The sequence below is a fragment of the Gemmatimonadaceae bacterium genome (assembly GCA_020846935.1).
In the GTDB taxonomy this organism is placed as follows: Bacteria; Gemmatimonadota; Gemmatimonadetes; order Gemmatimonadales; family Gemmatimonadaceae; genus RBC101.
In genome coordinates, this window is the sequence record JADLCY010000010.1 from 176,993 (window position 1) to 193,378 (window position 16,386).

At 67.9% G+C, this 16,386-nt stretch carries 10 protein-coding genes; 7 read left to right on the forward strand and 3 right to left on the reverse strand.

Features of this window, described 5'->3' with window-relative positions; translation table 11 throughout:
• Nucleotides 1–7 precede the first annotated feature (7 nt).
• On the forward strand, nucleotides 8–1,294 hold the full coding sequence (locus IT361_12065) for an exo-alpha-sialidase (protein ID MCC6318413.1): 1,287 nt from the start codon (nucleotides 8–10) through the stop codon (nucleotides 1,292–1,294).
• Nucleotides 1,295–1,421: 127 nt separating this feature from the next.
• On the opposite strand, the gene lepA is transcribed toward IT361_12065, so the two are convergent.
• Together lepA and IT361_12075 are read right to left on the reverse strand one after the other, a co-directional pair.
• Nucleotides 1,422–3,221, reverse strand: a complete 1,800-nt coding sequence (gene lepA, locus IT361_12070) for an elongation factor 4 (protein MCC6318414.1) — start codon at nucleotides 3,219–3,221, stop codon at nucleotides 1,422–1,424.
• 154 nt (nucleotides 3,222–3,375) lie between these two features.
• Nucleotides 3,376–4,968: a DUF4384 domain-containing protein gene (locus IT361_12075; GenBank protein ID MCC6318415.1), complete on the reverse strand. Its 1,593-nt coding sequence runs from the start codon at nucleotides 4,966–4,968 to the stop codon at nucleotides 3,376–3,378.
• Nucleotides 4,969–5,151: 183 nt separating this feature from the next.
• Here IT361_12075 and IT361_12080 point away from each other — a divergent pair, with 183 nt between their 5' ends.
• The 6 genes from IT361_12080 (at nucleotide 5,152) to pdxA (ending at nucleotide 15,054) form a co-directional block, all read left to right on the forward strand.
• On the forward strand, nucleotides 5,152–6,060 hold the full coding sequence (locus tag IT361_12080; protein MCC6318416.1) for a DUF58 domain-containing protein: 909 nt from the start codon (nucleotides 5,152–5,154) through the stop codon (nucleotides 6,058–6,060).
• Nucleotides 6,057–7,862, forward strand: coding sequence for a BatA and WFA domain-containing protein (locus tag IT361_12085; protein MCC6318417.1), 1,806 nt, complete (start codon nucleotides 6,057–6,059; stop codon nucleotides 7,860–7,862). The genes IT361_12080 and IT361_12085 overlap by 4 nt, the downstream gene beginning before the upstream one ends.
• Nucleotides 7,862–11,236, forward strand: a complete 3,375-nt coding sequence (gene mfd, locus IT361_12090; GenBank protein ID MCC6318418.1) for a transcription-repair coupling factor — start codon at nucleotides 7,862–7,864, stop codon at nucleotides 11,234–11,236. The genes IT361_12085 and mfd overlap by 1 nt, the downstream gene beginning before the upstream one ends.
• Nucleotides 11,233–12,666, forward strand: coding sequence for a peptidylprolyl isomerase (locus IT361_12095; protein MCC6318419.1), 1,434 nt, complete (start codon nucleotides 11,233–11,235; stop codon nucleotides 12,664–12,666). The genes mfd and IT361_12095 overlap by 4 nt, the downstream gene beginning before the upstream one ends.
• A 100-nt stretch (nucleotides 12,667–12,766) precedes the next feature.
• Nucleotides 12,767–14,128 carry a peptidylprolyl isomerase gene (locus tag IT361_12100; protein MCC6318420.1) on the forward strand — a complete coding sequence of 454 codons (1,362 nt, stop codon included), beginning with the start codon at nucleotides 12,767–12,769 and terminating at the stop codon, nucleotides 14,126–14,128.
• 23 nt (nucleotides 14,129–14,151) lie between these two features.
• Complete coding sequence (gene pdxA, locus IT361_12105; protein MCC6318421.1) at nucleotides 14,152–15,054, forward strand: 4-hydroxythreonine-4-phosphate dehydrogenase PdxA; 903 nt, start codon at nucleotides 14,152–14,154, stop codon at nucleotides 15,052–15,054.
• On the opposite strand, the gene IT361_12110 is transcribed toward pdxA, so the two are convergent.
• A complete protein-coding gene (locus IT361_12110; GenBank protein MCC6318422.1) occupies nucleotides 15,036–16,382 on the reverse strand; it encodes an HlyC/CorC family transporter in 1,347 nt (448 codons plus the stop codon). The genes pdxA and IT361_12110 overlap by 19 nt on opposite strands.
• Nucleotides 16,383–16,386: the final 4 nt, after the last annotated feature.

Genomic DNA, 16,386 nt, shown 5'->3' on the forward strand with positions numbered 1-16,386 from the left:
AGCAGACATGCGACGCCTGATTGCGGCGGTTGCCGCTACCTCCATCGCCTGCGCGGGACGCCCGGACGTCACGCTGCAGCCGGAAGAAGTGCTCACGGCAGGCGCGACGGCCGGTGCCGCTCCCATGTTCGCCGTGGCGCCTTCCGGTGCGCGTACGGTGGCATGGGTGAGCGCGCCTGACCGCGGGAGCGACGGTCGGCTCTTCACCTCGACCGCCGGTGCCGAGCCGAGCGAACTCCAGGACCCGTTGGGCGGGATCGAGGCGCACGGGGAATCGCCGCCCAAGCTGACCTATGCGCCGGACGGCACACTGCACGCCCTCTACGTCGTCGGCAAGGTGATCCAGGGCCGCCGCTTCCCGTTCTCGACGCTTCGCCTCGTGTCGTCGCACGATGGTGGAGCGACGTGGAGCGCACCGGCCACCGTCACCGGCGATTCCGTGCTCGGTTCGCGGAACTTTCACGCCATGCACGCGGCCGCCGACGGCACGATCTACGTGGCGTGGCTCGAATCACGCGACAATCGCCGCAGCGGCACGTTCATCACGCGGTCCACTGACGGCGGCGCTACGTGGAGCCAGGCGGTACGCGCCGATTCCACCGAGTCATGCCCGTGCTGCCGCACGGCGATCGCCTCAGCCACCGATGGCACACTCTACCTGGCGTGGCGTACCGTCATGCCGGGGAACGTGCGCGACATCGTCGTCGCTGCGTCGAAGGACCACGGGGCAACGTGGAGCCCGGCGCAGCGCGTTCACGCCGACGGCTGGGTGTTCGACGGCTGCCCGCACGCCGGCCCGGCGCTCCACGTTGGCGCTGATGGCGCCGTGCACGTGGCGTGGTGGACCGGGAAGGAGGGTGCAGCCGGTGTGTTCTACGCGAAGTCGACCGACGGCGCACAGACCTTCCTGGCCCCGGTCGCGCTGGGGACTGCCGCGTTCTCGCGGCCGGCACACGTGCAACTCGCCCTCGACGGCCCGTCCACGGTCGTCGCCGCGTGGGACGATGGTCGTGACACGATCCCGCGGATCCTGGTGCGCGTGTCGCGCGACGGGGGCGCAACGTTCGGTGAGGCGGTGACTGCAAGCGACGCAACCGTCGCCGCAAGCTTCCCGGTACTCGCGGTGCGCGACAGCGCGATTACAGTGGCATGGTCGCAGCAGAGCAAGGCCGCAATGGACCACGCGGCGAACGCGCGCCCCAACATGAAGGATCCGCACGCGCTGATGCCGTTGCCGGTCGTGGGCGATCAGCGGGTGGTGGTACGAAGGGGGAAGATCCAGGGACGTCGTTGACCGCTGCTTCGTACTTGCAGCGTAGCCGTGCTGCTGGCTGGAGCTGCGCCTCGCGCTCCGGCCCAGCCAGCTACATCAGGTCCAGCAGTCAGTACCAGTACCGGCAAGCTGCAAGCAACCCGCCCTGTTACTCGACCTGCAGCACCGCGAGGAACGCCTCCTGCGGGATTTCCACGCTGCCGACGCTCTTCATGCGCTTCTTGCCCTCCTTCTGTTTCTCCAGGAGCTTGCGCTTGCGGGAGATGTCGCCGCCGTAGCACTTGGCCAGCACGTCCTTGCGCAGCGGCTTGACCGTGGTGCGCGCGATGATCTTGTTGCCGATCGCCGCCTGGATCGCGACCTCGAAGAGCTGCCGAGGGATCAGCTCCTTGAGCTTGTCCGCCACCTTCCGGCCCCAGTCGTAGGCCTTGTCGCGGTGGATGATCACCGAAAACGCGTCGACCGCATCGCCGTTGATCAGCATGTCGAGCTTGACCAGCGGACTCGGACGGTAGTCGCCCATTTCGTAGTCGAGCGACGCATAGCCCCGACTGATGGTCTTGAGCCGGTCGTAGAAGTCCAGAATGATCTCGGCCAGCGGGAACTCCCACTCGAACTCCACGCGGGTCGTGTCGATGTAGCGCATGCCGAGGTACACGCCGCGTCGGTCGGTGCCCAGCGTCATGATCGGCCCGATGTAGTCGGTCGGCGATACGATGCGCGCCTTCACATACGGCTCCTCGATGCGCTCGATGTCTCCGGGCGCGGGGAGCTTGCTCGGGTTCTCGATGAGCGTCAGTTCCTCCGACCCCGGCATGTACACGTGGTACTCCACGTTCGGGACGGTGGTGACGAGGTCGAGGTTGAACTCGCGCTCGAGCCGTTCCTGCACGATCTCCATGTGCAGCAGCCCAAGGAATCCGCAGCGAAAGCCGAAGCCGAGGGCCGTCGAGGTCTCGGGTTCGTATTTGAGCGACGCATCGTTGAGCTGCAGCTTGGACAGCGCATCGCGCAGCTGTTCGTATTGCGAGGTGTCCGTGGGGTAGATGCCTGCAAACACCATTGAGTGCACGTCCTTGTAGCCCGGCAGCGGCTCGACCGCCTTGTTGGCGGCGTCGAAGATCGTGTCTCCGGCGCGCGTCTCCTGCACCGTGCGCACGTTCGCGAGGACGTACCCCACCTCGCCAGCGGTCAGCTCGTCGGCCTTCGTCTGCTTGAGCTGCAGGTACCCGACCTCGCTCACGTCGTACGTGGCGTCGTTGGCGCCAAAGGTGATCTTCATCCCGGCGCGCAGCGATCCGTCGACCACGCGCACGCTGGGGATCGCGCCGCGGTAGCGATCGTAGTACGAGTCGAAGATGAGCGCGCGCAGCGGGGCGTCCGGCTGCCCCCGCGGCGGCGGGACGTGCTTCACGATGGCTTCGAGCAGCGCCGGAATGCCGAGGCCTTCCTTGGCGGAGACGAGCAGGATGTCGTCCGGGTCGGTGCCGATCAGGTCGTGCACCTCCTGCTTTCGGCGATCAGGCTCGGCGCCCGGGAGGTCGATCTTGTTCAGCACCGGGATGATCTCCAGCCCGGCGTCGAGCGCGAGAAACAGATTGGACAGCGTCTGAGCCTGGATCCCCTGCGACGCGTCCACGACCAGGATCGCGCCTTCGCAGGCCGCGAGCGAACGCGAGACCTCGTACGTGAAGTCCACGTGGCCTGGTGTGTCGATCAGGTTCAGCTCGTACCGGTTCCCGTCGTTGGCCGCGTAGCTCATGCGTACCGCGTTGAGCTTGATCGTGATGCCGCGCTCGCGCTCGAGATCGAGCGTATCGAGCATCTGCGACTTCATGTCGCGCTTCTCGATCGTCCCGGTTGCTTCGATCAACCGATCGGCCAGCGTGGACTTCCCGTGGTCGATGTGGGCGACGATGCAGAAGTTGCGGATCAGGTCGAGCTTCACGGCGTGCGGGCAGGTCCGGGGTTGCAGTCGAGTCCACCCGGGTCGGTCCCGGGCGCGCCGGAACCGCCTCGAGCGGCCAAGCCTACCAATCTAAAGGGGTCCGCCGATCGCATCGGAGAACCCCCTCTGATTCCTCGGGCTCGAGCCCGCCGGGTTACGGAGACTTGTCGCCGCTCGGTGGCTTGCGCTCCGGAGGATCGGCGGACTTGGCGCCACCCGTCGACGCCGCGGGCTGCGGTGGTGGCGGCGGTGGTGACGAGGTCGCTGCCGGCATCGACATCGGTCGCGAATCCACGCCGGACGTCATGGGGCGTGGTGGCGGCGTGAACGACGGCGGGTCGTACGACCGTCCCGCGGGATTGCTGAAGCCTGGCGAGCGAATGGGCTCGCGATCAAAGGTCGGGCTGTTCGACCGAGGAGGCGGATTCCAGGTGGACGCACCGCCAGAACTCCGATCCCGATCGCGACCCCGGTCGAGACTCGCGCGGTTGGGGAGTCGATCGAAGCCCTCCGAGCGTTCCACGGCGCGTGGCGGACGCACCCACTCGATCGGCTGACCGCCTGCCATCGTTGGTACCGGTCGACCCGGCATCGGGATCAAGCCGTCGCCGGACTGATTCCGCGGCGCCCGCGTCAGATCTTCTCCTGCGTCCCGCGTGCGACGACCGCGCAGCGCCCTGGCCGGGATGGAGAAGGACAGGTCTTCGCTGTCGTTCCGCAGGCTCCGCGTCGGCAGCGGACGTCGTGGATCGAGGGCCATCGTCTGTGGAGGACCAGCCGGCCCGGGCGTGCCCTTCTCGATGTTCGGCCGCTGGACGCTGTCCGGCACCCACGGATTCACCCGTGTGGAGTCTTCTCCGTTTGGGCCCAGCGGGGGAGTCGTCGGGGTCTGGGCAACCTGCGAGCGACGGTAAGGATCGCAGAAAATCGGGATTCCATAGCCGTACCCGTACAGCGGCATGAAGCAGGAAAGGTACCGGTACCGACTGCAGGCTGAGCGGAACCCAAACTCATCGCCGTACCCGAGCTGATCGTAGTACGCGCCGCCCATCGGCCGCGTGAGCCACGAGTCATACGCGTCAATCTGGTCAAGGCAGCCCGTTCCATACGAAAATGCGTTGACCGTGCTGTAGATCGGGCGGTCGACGGAGTAGAACGCGATATCGAAGTCCCAGTCATCGGGATCCGAGAGCACGACGCGCGCGAACCGCTGCACGACGCGATAGGGGTCACCGATGTAGCGCGCCACGGGCTGGCCCCTCGGCACGCCCGTGACCCACGCAGAGAAGTCGCGGCTCGTCAGACTCGTGAGATCGAGCGGCGCTCCCGAGGCGATTGCAAAGACGAATCCGGAAGCGCCAAAGCGCGCGTCGGCCACGAAGGTCCCGCGTGTCCCCAGTCGGGCGCTTCGGATCAGCTGATCCTGGCCACCCCGCACGAACGTGCTGCGTCCGACCGAACGGGGGTGCAGGACCGACAGGTTGCCCTGATTATCGACCTGGGCCACGACCACGAACGCGTCCTGATCGACGCGATACGAGACGCGCACCGGCTCCCCGGCCGAAAAGATCGAGCGTTCGAGCCACACGCGGACGACCGGCTCGCCCTGTTCGGAGGCACCGGCCTGACGAAGGAGGTAGTTCCAGCGGGCAGCGGCCGCGCGGACCGTGCTGTCCTGCGCGCCGAGATCGCCGCGCGCGGCCAATGTGAGTGCTCCCAGCGTGACGCAACGAACCAGGCGACTCATCAGACCCTCCGCTCTCCCGAGCCTCGCAACGTCGGAAAACGACGATTCCCCAAGTCTTCTACACCCAAGCTATACGACTCCCCACGTCCTGCCAGCGTTTCTTGCGACCGAACACCGTCCACCGCCGACCGTCACCGCCACCTACCAACGCCTTCGCCCCGTCCCTAGCTTCCGCCCCCGCCCATGGAATCCACACGAACGCGCGCTGACCTACTCGACCCGGCTCAGGTGGCCTCACTCGGCCGCATGGAGATCGTGGCGCGTTGGGTGGTGGAAGGATTTCTCCAGGGTCTGCATCGGTCCCCGCGGAAGGGCTTTTCGGTCGAGTTCGCCGAGTATCGGGGGTACCAGCCCGGCGATGACCTGCGCTACATCGACTGGAAGGTCGTCGCCCGGGCCGACAAGTGGATGATCAAGCAGTTCGAGGAGGAGACCAACCTCCGGGCCGCAATCGTCCTCGACGTCAGCAAGTCCATGGACTGGAAGGGAACTGCCACGGGCCTGACCAAGCTCCAGTACGCCGAGCAGATCGTGGCTGCCGTTTCGTTGCTGCTGCTCAGGCAGAAGGATGCCGTGGGACTCGTGCGCTACGACGACCAGCTGCGCAGCGTGATCCCGCCCAAGGCGCGCACGATTCACTGGCGGCGCATCATCGGCGCGCTCGAAGAGCCCGGTGGTGGCGGCGACTCACAGATGGGTGCCGCCCTGATGCACGCCGGACGCATGGTGAGCCGGCCAGGAATCGTGATCCTCGTGAGCGACATGCTCGTCGACCCCGAAGACACGCTCAGTGGCCTCAAGGCCGTTCGCGCCGGGGGCCATGACGTGACGGTGCTGCACGTGATGGACCGCTCCGAGCGCGAACTCGACGTGGCCAACGAAGCGATCTTTGCCGACACGGAGACGCCCTTGCACGTGTCGGCCACCGCGTCCGAAGTACGAGACGCATATCGGCGGACCGTGGACCACGCCATCCAGGAGTGGCGCGATCGGTTGGGTGCGCTTGGATGTTCGTACGAGGTGGTCTTCAGCGACGAGCCGTTCGGCGTCCCGCTCCGCAAGGCCTTCGCCGCCCGCCAGCGCCTCCCGTGAGTTTTCTTCAGCCGCTTTTCCTGCTGTTGGGTGTTGGTGCCGCGGTCCCGCTCGTGTTGCACCTCATGCGGCGTCGCATCCACATGCGTGTGGACTTTCCGGCCGTGCAGTACCTCGCACGCGCCGAGCGCGAGAACATCCGCCAGATCCGCATGCGCAACCTGCTGTTGATGGTGCTGCGCATGCTGGTCGTGCTGTTGCTCGCGCTGGCGGCGGCCCGACCCCTTGGCGCGTTCTTCGGGACGAGCCATGTGCCCACGGCCATGGCCATCGTGCTGGACAACTCGCTCAGCACGAGTGCAGTGGTGAACGGCCAGCCGTTGCTGGCCACCCTGCGTGCGGCGGCGCGCGATGCGGCGCAGGCAGCCACGAGTTCGGATCGTTTGTGGTTGGTGACCGCGGACGGACAGGTGGTGGGTGGCAGTCGCGAAACGGTGCTCGCCGCCATCGACAAGACCGATGCGCTGGCTGGTCGTGGCGACCTCGCGACCGCGGTGACGCGCGCGAGCGGACTGGTGGCCGGCGCGGGCCTGGGCGCGCAGCAGGTGGTGGTCGTTACGGACGGGCAGGCGACGGCGTGGGATGCGCCGGTCACGGTGGGTGGTGTCAGCGTGTCGGTGCTGGCCGCGGCGCCGGCGGCGCCAGCCAACCACGCGGTGGTGCAGGCGGAGGCGAGGCCGGCGCGCTGGACGCCGGGTGGGAGCGTGGTGGCGCGCACCCTGGGTGCCGACTCCGCGACCTACCGAATCGCGTTAGGCGCGACCCGCCTGGCGAGCGGCACGGCGCGGGCCGGCGAGGAACTCACGGTGCACAGCTCGCCCCGGACGCAGGGGTGGAGTGCCGGGGTGGTGGAACTGGAGCCCGACGAACTGCGCGGCGACGACGCCCGCCATTTCGCGGTTTGGGTCGGTGCGGCTCCCCTGGTGCGAATCGACGCATCGGCCGGCGCCTTTGCGCGGACGGCGTTCGACGCGCTCGTGCAGAGCCAGCGCGTGGCGGCTGGCGCCGACGTCGTCATCGCGGCGGCGGATGTCGTGGATCGACTCCCGGCACTCCTCATCGCGCCCTCGGACCCTCGCCGCGTCGGGACGGCCAATCGGGCCCTCGAGCGCCTCGGCGTGCCCTGGCGGTTTGGCGCCGGTCGGCGCGACGAAACGTTGGCGCGCGGTGAGCGCTTCGAGGGCGTGAAGGTCACGTCTCGCATGCCACTCATCGCGCAGTCGGGTGCGGTGGCCGATACGCTCGCCACCGCGGGTGGTGACGCGTGGGTCGTGGCCGGTGAGGGGTATGTGCTCATCGGCTCGCCACTCGATCCCTCGGCCACCGATCTCCCGCTGCGCGCGGGCTTCGTCCCGTGGCTCGGTGATATCGTCGCGCAGCGCCTCGCGGGCGAAACCACGGCGCTGGTGGAGGCGGCGCCCGCCGGACCGCTGCGACTGCCGAGCGGCGTCACGGCGGTCGAGGCAAGCGATGGCACGTCGCAGCCCGTTGCTGCGATGCACGCCGCCCCTGCACGCCCCGGCGTGTACTTCCTGATGCGCGGCAGCCAACGGGTTGGCGCGCTCGTCGTGAACCCCGAGGGTGAGGAATCCGACCTGCGCCGGCTCGCGCCCGCGGCGTTGCGCGATCGACTGCAGGGCCGCTCCGTCGCCGTGACATCGGACGTCGCACAGTGGCGGCGCTCGCTGTTTGCTTCGGGCTCCAGGCGTCCGCTGCAGGTGCCGCTGATCGTCCTCGCGCTCCTCCTTCTCGCCGCCGAAACGTTCGTCGTCAGACGCACCGAGCAACAGGCCGGCGCCTGATGCCGCTGCCGCTGGTGCTGGATGCGTTCGAACGGCTGGCGCCGTTCGGTCGCCTGATGGCGGAATTTCCCGCCGCCGGAGAGCGCCGCCCCATCGCCGGGTTGGTCGGGTCTACCGATGCCGTGCTGGTGGCCGCGCTGGCGGCTCACCATCCCAATCGCTTCTTCGTGGTGGTCGCCGATGCGGTGAGCGAAGCCGAACGCTGGCTCGCGGACCTCGAGTTGCTCATGGATGCCGCCCCCGTGGCGCTATATCCGGCGCGCGAGGGATTCGGCAGCGAGGAGCCCCACGCCGAGATCGCCGGTGAACGCGTGGAGACGCTCGAACGGGTTGCGCAGGGTGGTGTGCGCGTGCTGCTCACCACGGCGCGCGCGCTGCTCGAGCGCACGGGGCTTCCCACCGCACTGGGCGCGGCGCGCCTCGAGTTGCGACAGGGCGACACGCGACGCGTCGAAGACCTCGCGACCCACCTCGAATCGATCGGGTTCGAACGCGTGGCCCTGCTCGACGACGTGGCGCAGTTCGCGATTCGCGGCGGGATCGTCGACGTGTACTCGTACGGGATGGCGGAGCCGGTGCGCCTGGAGTTCTGGGGCGACGAGATCGTGGGATTGCGCCACTTCGACCTCGGGTCGCAGCTCAGCACGCGACCGACCGATGTGGCCGTCATCCTTCCCGTCGACGCCCCGAGCGTCGAGCAGGCCCTGGGCGCCGAGCGCGTCTCCATTGCCGAGCTGTTCCCCCCGGACACGGTGCTCGTGCTGCCTGACGAGTCGCACCTGTCGCCGGAACTCGCGCGCACGTGGGACGAGGCGCAGCACCACGCGGATCTCGCCAGGCGTCGGGGCGATGACGTCGTCGTGCGCGAAAGCACCTTCGTGGCTCCCGGGGACCTGACCGCGCGTCTCTCGCGCTTTGCGCGACTGGCCGTGGTCGACGCCGCGCGTGACGCGAAGGCGATCGTGTTCCCGATCCGGCCGCCCGACAACATCTCGCGCGACGTGCGCCTGTTGCGCCGCGTGGTGCGCGACGGCACGCCCACCGTCATCCTGTGTGACAATGCGGGTCAGGCCGAGCGGCTCGATGAGCTGCTGAACGAGGATGAGTGGAACCCGTCGCCGGCGGCACTGACGATCGGTGTGCTCAACGGCGGGTTCGTGATTCCGCCCGGCAGCCGGCGCGTTGCGGCCTCGGGCGGCGTGGCGCTGGACGATGCCGGGCCGGTGCCCGGCGCCTCGGGCACCGCCGGCCTGCGCGTCCTCACCGATCACGAGATCTTCCGGCGCGACCGCCGGCTGCGGCGCGCGAGGCGATACGCCACCGGGTCCGTCCTCGAGACCATCACGCAGCTCAAGGCAGGCGACTACGTGGTCCACCTCGAACACGGCGTCGGGATCTATCGCGGCATCGAGCAGATGTTCATCCGCGAGAGCACCATCGAAGTAGCGGTGATCGAATACGAGGGCGGTGACCGCCTCAACGTGCCGCTGTATCGCATCGACCAGATCGAACGCTACCGCTCGGGTGTGGACGTCGGCGATGACGCCCCGCCACCCAGGCTGCACAAGCTCGGCGGCCGTCGCTGGGCACAGCAACGCGATCGCACGCGCATCGCGATCGAGGCGATGACGCAGGAACTGCTCGAACTGTACGCCCGCCGCAAGGTTGCCGAGCGGCCGCCCCATGCGGCGGATACCGCATGGCAAAAGCAGCTCGAGTCGTCGTTCCTGTTCGAGGACACGCCGGACCAGCGCAAGGCGACCGAAGACGTCAAGCGCGACCTCGAAGGGCAGCGACCGATGGACCGGCTGCTGGTCGGCGACGTGGGCTACGGCAAGACCGAGGTCGCCATCCGTGCCGCGTTCAAGGCGGTGCAGAGCGGGCGGCAGGTGGCCGTGCTCGTCCCGACGACGATCCTGGCTGACCAGCACTACCGCACGTTCACCGATCGCATGGCCGACTTCCCGATCAAGGTGGCGGCCATGAGCCGCTTCCAGACGGCGAAGGAGCAGGCGCAGGTGCTGGCCGAACTCAAGGCCGGCAACATCGACATCGTCATCGGCACGCACCGCCTGCTGTCCGATGACGTGACGTTCCGGGCGCTCGGCCTGATCGTCGTCGACGAGGAGCATCGGTTTGGCGTCAAGCACAAGGAACGGCTCAAGCAGCTCAAGCTGGAGACGGACGTGCTCACCCTCACGGCGACGCCGATCCCGCGCACGTTGCATCTGTCGCTCGCCGGTCTGCGCGACATGACGCTCATGCAGACGGCGCCGCGCGACCGTTCGCCGGTGCTCACGTTCGTCGAGCCATGGGACGACGGCATCATGGAAGAAGGCATCGCCCGCGAGATCGATCGCGGCGGCCAGGTGTTCTTCGTCCACAACCGCATCGAAACGATCCAGGCCATCGCCGACCACATCGCGCGGGTGGCGCCGCGGGCCCGCATCGCGGTCGGCCACGGCCAGATGAAGGAGAAGGATCTCGAAGACGTGATGCACCGCTTCGTCAGCGGCGAGGTCGACATCCTGGTGTCCACGCTCATCGTCGAATCCGGCCTCGACGTGCCGAACGCGAACACGATGTACATCAACCGCGCCGACACGTTCGGGCTGGCGCAACTCTACCAGCTGCGCGGGCGCGTGGGTCGTTCACACCGTCGGGCCTACTGCTATCTCATGGTTCCCGATCGCGTGGACGAAGATGCGGAGCGAAGGCTCAAGGTGCTGGAACACCACACCGAGCTGGGGGCCGGGTATCGCATCGCGCTCAAGGACATGGAACTGCGTGGAGCCGGCAACCTGCTGGGTGCCGAGCAGTCGGGGCACGTACACGCGGTCGGGTTCGACCTGTATCTGCGCATGCTCGAGCAGACCGTGCGTCGCGTCCAGCTGGGCGAACTCGCGCCCAGGGCCGCCCCTGCCGACATCTCGATCGACGCCCCGGCCTTTCTGCCGGACGACTACGTCCCGTCCCAGGAGGCCAAGCTCGACATCTATCGGCGGCTTGGGGCGGCGGAGCACCCGGAACAGGTCGACGCCGTCCGGTTGGAGCTCAAGGATCGGTTTGGCCCGCTCCCGCCACCGGCGGCCAACCTCTTGAACAGCACCACCCTGCGTGTGGCCGGCGGGGACCTTGGGATCGAGGGGATTCTGGTGCATGGTGACGAGGCCCGTGTTACCTTTCGCGACTCCGTGGTGCCGCGGCTCAAGTCGCTGTCGGCCGCCTTCGGGGAGGTGCAGTTCCGCGCCGAAGTCCGGCGTCCGCACCCGCTCTCGCTCAAGCTCACCCGGCTGGGTGGCTCGGGCATCATCGACGGACTCGTCCGCGCGTTGCAGCTCATGCGGCCGGCCTCACGACCCATTCCCCAATGATCAAACACCTCCGCGTTCTCGGCTTGGCCGGTCTGACGATTCTCTCGGCGTGCGATGGCCTCAAGGAGGCGCTGACCGCACACGTGGACGTCGTGGCCCGCGCGGGGTCACAGGAGCTGGCCGTGCAGACCATGGCCGACATGATGGGCAAGTCGCAGGTGCCCGTCCGTCGCGAAGTGGCGCAGAGCATCGCCGATGCATGGGTGAACTTCCACCTCCTCGGTGAAGCGGCGATCAACGCGGACTCGCTCGACGATCGCAAGCTGATCGATGAGGTGATGTGGCCGGTGATCACCCAGGCCCGCACGCAGAAGTTCTACAAGGTGCTCACCGATTCGTGGGTCGCCGACACCACCAACCTCGAGCAGAAGTACGCGACGGGTGAACTCCTCGCCGCGCGCCACATCCTGTTCTCGCTGCCGCAGGGGCAGGAGTCGACGGGCAGTGACTCCACGCTCAAGAAGGCCGAAGGCGTGCTCGCCCGCACCACGAGCGCCAACTTCGCGGCCATGGCCAAGCAGTACGGTTCCGACGGCACCAAGGACCAGGGCGGCGACCTCGGCGTCTTTGCTCCGTCGATGATGGTGCCTGATTTCGCGAAGGCCGTCAGCGCACTCAAGCCTGGCGAGATCGGGCCGCTGGTGAAGACGCAGTTTGGCTACCACATCGTGCGTCGCTCCACCTACCCGGAAGTCGCCGAGGCCTTCAAGCAGCAGTGGGTGCAGCGCCAGCGCACGGTCTCGGAGAGCACCTACATCACGGGACTCGAGAACGCGGCGAAGATCACGATCGAGCCCACGGTCGCCAAGACGGTGAAGGCCCTCGCCGCCGATCCCGCCGCGCACGAAGACGACAACACGGCGGTTGCCAAGTCGACGCTGGGAACCTTCAGGGCGAGTGACGTCGTGCGCTGGCTCAACGGCTTCCCCAATCCCGACCAGGTGCGTTCGCAGATCGCCGGCGCGCCGGACTCGGTCATGCAGCTCCTGGTCCGTCAGCTGCTCCGCAATGAACTGATCCTCAAGGCCGCCGACAGCGCCAAGGTCACCGTGGACTCCACGGAACGCGCCGAGATCTACAAGTCGTTTGCCGCGATCGTGCAGAATGCATTCGCCGGACTGCGCATCACCCAGAGCAACCTGCAGGATTCGGCAAAGACCAAGGCCGAACGCGAGAAGATCGTCCCGGCGCGCATCGACGGCTACTTCTCCAGGCTCGTCAACGGCCAGGAGCAGTTCGTGGAAATCCCGCAGCCGGTCGTGCAGGCGCTGCGCAAGAAGTACGAGTGGAAGGTCAACGCCGCCGGGCTCGATCGTGCGGTCCAGGCGGCGCAGGCCATCCGGGCGAAGGAAGACTCGGCCAAGGCCGCCGCGATGCCCAAGTCCGCGGTGCCGATGCCAGGCGGGCAGCCGGACTCGACCAGGAAGTAGTGAGTGGAGTGACGGGCCCGTGTCGGCGATCGCTGAACCGGGCCCGTCGCGCTCGTTGCTCCCAGGCAACCTCGATCGAGGAACACGGGTACCAACCTTCATGCGGACTTTCACTCACGCCCTCGTAGCGCTCGCGCTGGCCGCCGGTTCGGCGGGCGCGCAGGATAGCGCATCCACGGCACTCCGGATCGACGTCGATCGCATCGTCGCGGTCGTCGGCCAGACGCCGATTCTGTGGAGCGAGGTGCTCGAGCAGGTGAACATCCGCCGCGCGCGCGGCATCCAGATGCCGACCGATCCCGCCGAGCAGCTCAAGTTCGCGCGCGATGTGCTCGGTGAAATGATCGATGTCGAGGTCATGGTGCAGAAAGCGCGCACCGACACCTCGATCGTCGTGACCGATGCCGATATCACCGAAAACGTCGAGCAGCGGCTCAAGCAGCTGCGCGGCCAGTTCAAGTCCGACCAGGAGCTCGCGCAGGCGCTCAAGGGCGACGGCTTCGGTACTGTCGAGGAGTACCGCCGCTGGATGATGGATCAGGCTCGGCGCGCGACGATGCAGCAGCGCCTCGTCCAGAAGCTGCGCCAGGACGGCAAGATGGTCACCGTGGGCGTCTCCGAAGCCGAGATCACCGAAGCGTTCGAGCGCGAGAAGGCGCGGCTCCCCAAGCGACCGGCCACGGTGACGTTCCGGCAGATCGTCGTCCCCACCACAGCCTCCGAGGCCGCAAAGAAGGTTGCGCGCGCCAAGGCTGACTCCATCCTCAAGGAACTGCTCGACGGCGGTGACTTTGAGAAGATCGCCAAGCGCGAGTCCATGGATTCGGCATCGGCGGTGCAGGGCGGTGACCTCGGCTGGAATCGCCGGGGCGCCATGGTGCAGGCCTTCGACGAAATGATGTTCTACCTGCCGCCGGGGCAGGTCAGTCCGCTCGTCGAGACGCAGTTCGGCTTTCACATCATTCGTGTGGACCGCGTCCAGCCATCGGAACGGAAGGCGCGCCACATCCTGATCAAGCCGACGTACAACTCCACCGATGTGGAGCGCGCGCGGCTCCGTGCGGATTCGGTGCTCGCGCAGTGGAAGGCCGGAGTGCCTTACGACACCCTCGTCGCCCGGTATCACGACATCGCCTCCGACGAGGCGCGCGGCGTGCTGGAGCCCTTCGAGCGCTCCCGCCTGCCGGAGTCGTACCAGCAGGCGTTCACCGGCAAGGTCAATGGCGATTTCGTGGCGCCGTTCCCCGTCGAGGACCGTCAGCGTGGCGTTCCCAAGTTTGTCGTCGCACAGCTGATCACCGCGTCCGAAGAGGGCGATTACACCGTGCAGGATCTGCGCAACCAGATCCGCGACCAGCTGAGCGAGGAAAAGTCCATGCGCCGGCTGCTGGACGCCCTCCGCAAGGAGACGTTCGTCGGCATCATGCTCGACACCGACGCCAAGAAGGTCGCGTCGCCCTAGGCCGCGTCTGCGTGTCAGCCCACATGCCTGACGCGCTGCCGCGACTCGCGCTCACGCTCGGTGACCCGCGAGGCATCGGGCCCGAGATCATCGCGAAAGCACTCCCGCACGCCCGGGATCTGGCCGAGTGGGTGCTCGTGGGCCCCACGGGCTGCGGACTCGATGTCACGGAGTCCGTGGGCGAATGGCACAACGGGTCGTCGGATGCGGCGCGCGCGGGTCAGCTCGCCGGGCGCGCCATCGCCCGCGCCATCGAGCTGGCCCAGTCCCGCGCCGTCGACGGCATCGTCACCGCACCGATCGACAAGGCCGCCCTGCTCGCCGGCGGCTTCGACTACCCGGGCCACACGGAGATGCTGGCCCAGCTCACCGGGGCGCGCGTCGCCATGATGCTGGCGTCACCGCGACTCCGGGTCGTACTGGCCACGACCCACATCCCGCTGCGCACCGTTGCGTCCGCGCTGACCGCGCAGGCTCTCGAAGACGCCATCGCGGTTACACGCGCGGGACTCATCGCGTGGTTCGGCATCGCCGAGCCCCGGATCGCGTTGTGCGCGGTGAACCCGCACGCTGGTGACGGCGGGCGGTTCGGGACCGAAGACGACGACGTGCTCGCGCCCGTGGCCGCAAGGCTCGGCGTTGCGGGTCCGTTTCCGGCCGACACGGTCTTCGTGCGCGCGATGCGTGGCGCGTTCGACGCCGTCATCGCTCCCTACCACGACGTGGGCATGACCGCGATCAAGGTGGCGTCGTTCGGTGAAGCGGTGAACGTGACGCTCGGTCTGCCGTTCCCGCGCACGTCACCCGATCACGGCACGGCGCTGGACATCGCGGGGCAGGGCATCGCGGACCACGGAAGCATGCTCGCGGCGATGCGCGAGGCCGCGCGCATCGCCGCGACGCGTGTTCACCGCGAAGGTGCCTGACGAGCCGCGGCGCCAGCGTCGCCCGCGCCGTCCGCGCCAGCGCCGTCGATGCCCAGCGCGATCGTCTTGATCCGGCGCCCGTCCATCTCGCGCACGGTGAGCGTCGTGCCGAGCACCACCACCCGGTCACCGAGCTGCGGGAGTCGGCCGAGCGCACCAAAGACGTAGCCACCGATCGTCGTGTAGTCCTCGTCGGTCAGGCCCAGGCCGTACGCCTCGTTCACATCCGTGACATGCGTCTCCCCCGGGATCAGCGTTTCCCCGGAAATCGACGTCGACGCCCGGCGCTCCGGCTCGTCGTATTCGTCCAGGATCTCGCCCACGATCTCCTCGAGCAGATCCTCCATCGTCACGATCCCCGCCGTGCCGCCGAACTCGTCGAGCACGATAGCCATGTGCTCCTTGCGCCGCTTGAAGTCCGACAGCACCTCCTCCACTTCGCGCGACCCCGGCACCACGTGCACCTCACGCATGATCTGCCGGAGTTCGAACCCTTCGGTGTTGCGGCGCACCGCCCGCAGCAGATCCTTGGCCAGCACGATTCCGACCACGTTGTCCAGCGAATCCTCGTAGACGGGGTAACGCGAAAAGTTGCTCTCCTCGACGATGGCGCACGCCTCGTCGATCGTCGACTCCACCGGCATCGCCACCACAGCCGTCCGCGGCGTCATGACCTCGCGCGCGTTTTTCTCCGAGAACTCGAAGACGCCCTCGATCAGCTCGGCGTCCTGTGGCTGGATCGCGCCACCTTCTTCGGCGTGCTCGACGAGCATGCGCAGCTCATCCGGTGAATGCACGGTCTCCTCAGACACGCTCCCCTGCTGCCCAAAGAGCCGCAGCACGACCTCGGCGGAGCGGTTGAGGACCCAGGTGAACGGCGCGGTGAGCCAGGCGAACACCAGCAGCGGAGGCGCCAGCCACTTGGCGACGACTTCCGGGTGGTTGAGCGCGGCGGCGCGTGGCGCCAGCTCACCAAAGACGACGTGCATGAACGTCGCGACCGTCAGCGCCACCGCGGCCGCGATGCTCACGCGCAGCGAGGCGTCGATCGCCACCGGAAGGTTCGCGAACCAGTGCTCGAACAGCGCTCCGAGCACGCGCTCGGCCACCCAGCCCAGCCCGAGCGAGGCGAGCGTGATCCCCAGCTGCGACGCCGAGAGCACCTTGGTGAGGTTTCCCGTGGCCCGGAGCGCGATGCCCGCCACCCGGTCCCCCCCGCGGACCATTGCTTCGAGCCGCGTGCGCCGCGACCGCACGAGCGCAAACTCCACGGCCACAAAGAAGCCGTTGAGCAGGAGCAGGAGGATGACCGTCAGGGCGCTCGACACGTCG